Below are 1,155 nucleotides of genomic sequence, written 5' to 3' on the forward strand. Positions count from 1 at the left end.
TGCCGCACACCCGCGTGCGGCTGTCTGCCGGCCGCCAGGCGCTCGGCGACGCGGTGCAGGCGCTGTGCTTCCTGGCCGGGGCCAACTCGATCTTCTACGGCGCCAAGCTGCTGGTCACCGGCAACCCCGATGTGTCGGCTGATCAGGTGCTGCTCGAGACGCTGGGCATGAAGGCCGCGTGAGCGCCCGAACATGAGCAGCCATGGCCGGGCGAACCGCAAGGCGCCGATCCCCTACGACGCCAACATCTACAAGCAGCGCACTCGGATCGAGCGCATGTTCGGCAGACTCAAGGACTGGCGACGCGTCGCAACTCGATACGACCGCTGCGCCCACACCTTCATGAGCGCCATCTGCATCGCAGCCACCGTCATCTTCTGGTTATGAGTCCTGAGCCTAGACGAGGTGGCCATCGGGGAGCGCGGCCAAGGTGGAGTTCGCGGACTTCACCCACAGCCCAAGAGGACCCGGTGACCGACGCCGGGATGGCACTGATCGAAGCGTTGCGAAAGGCTGATGATGGAAACTTCCCGCGCAACCCCGCCGGGACGGTTCCGCGGATCCTGATGGAGGCGGACGTGGAGGGCATGACCGATGCCGGGCGGTACGGGCGGAACGGCGAACGGTCAACCTGGCGCGACGGTTACCGCGATCGGATGCTTGATAGCCGGCTGAGACGGCTCAACCTTCGCATCCCGAAGCTCCGGACCGGGAGCGACTTCTCACCCTTCCTCGAGGCGCGGAAGACGACCGAGAAGGCGCTGGTCTCGGTCATCCTAAGTGAGCCAGCGGCGTCGCCACCGGTTCGAGACCGCTGGCGAACGGCCCGTGCATCGGTTCGTCGGAGGCCGCGCCGTTCTGGGCAGGCTTCCTCAAGGACCTGGCGCGCCGGGGTTTGAAGGGCGTGAAGCGCGTCATCTCCGACGCGCGAGGGCCTGAAAGCGGCGATCCGGCGCATGATCGGCGCCACATGGCAAAGAGGTCGCGTGCATTTCGCTCGCGACGCGCTCGCCCATGTTCCGCGCGGCCAGCACGACATGGTCGTCGCCGCCATCCGTCAGGCCTTCATCCAGCCCGGCCGAAAGAGCGCCGGCGAGACCTGGCGCCACCTCGCCGACCAGCTCCGCGCCCGCTGGCCGAAGCTTGGCGCCCTCA

Annotated in this window: 3 pseudogenes; all 3 read left to right on the top strand. The window is 67.5% G+C overall.

Features of this window, described 5'->3' with window-relative positions:
• A pseudogene (locus VYI76_RS16570) lies at positions 1-182 on the top strand (biotin synthase BioB); the annotation flags it as partial.
• A 22-nt stretch (positions 183-204) separates the two neighbouring features.
• A pseudogene (locus VYI76_RS16575) lies at positions 205-387 on the top strand (transposase); the annotation flags it as partial.
• 83 nt (positions 388-470) lie between these two features.
• Positions 471-1,155: pseudogene (locus VYI76_RS16580) on the top strand (transposase); the annotation flags it as partial.

This window comes from Sphingomonas sp. (genome assembly GCF_035910975.1).
Classification (GTDB): domain Bacteria; phylum Pseudomonadota; class Alphaproteobacteria; order Sphingomonadales; family Sphingomonadaceae; genus Sphingomonas.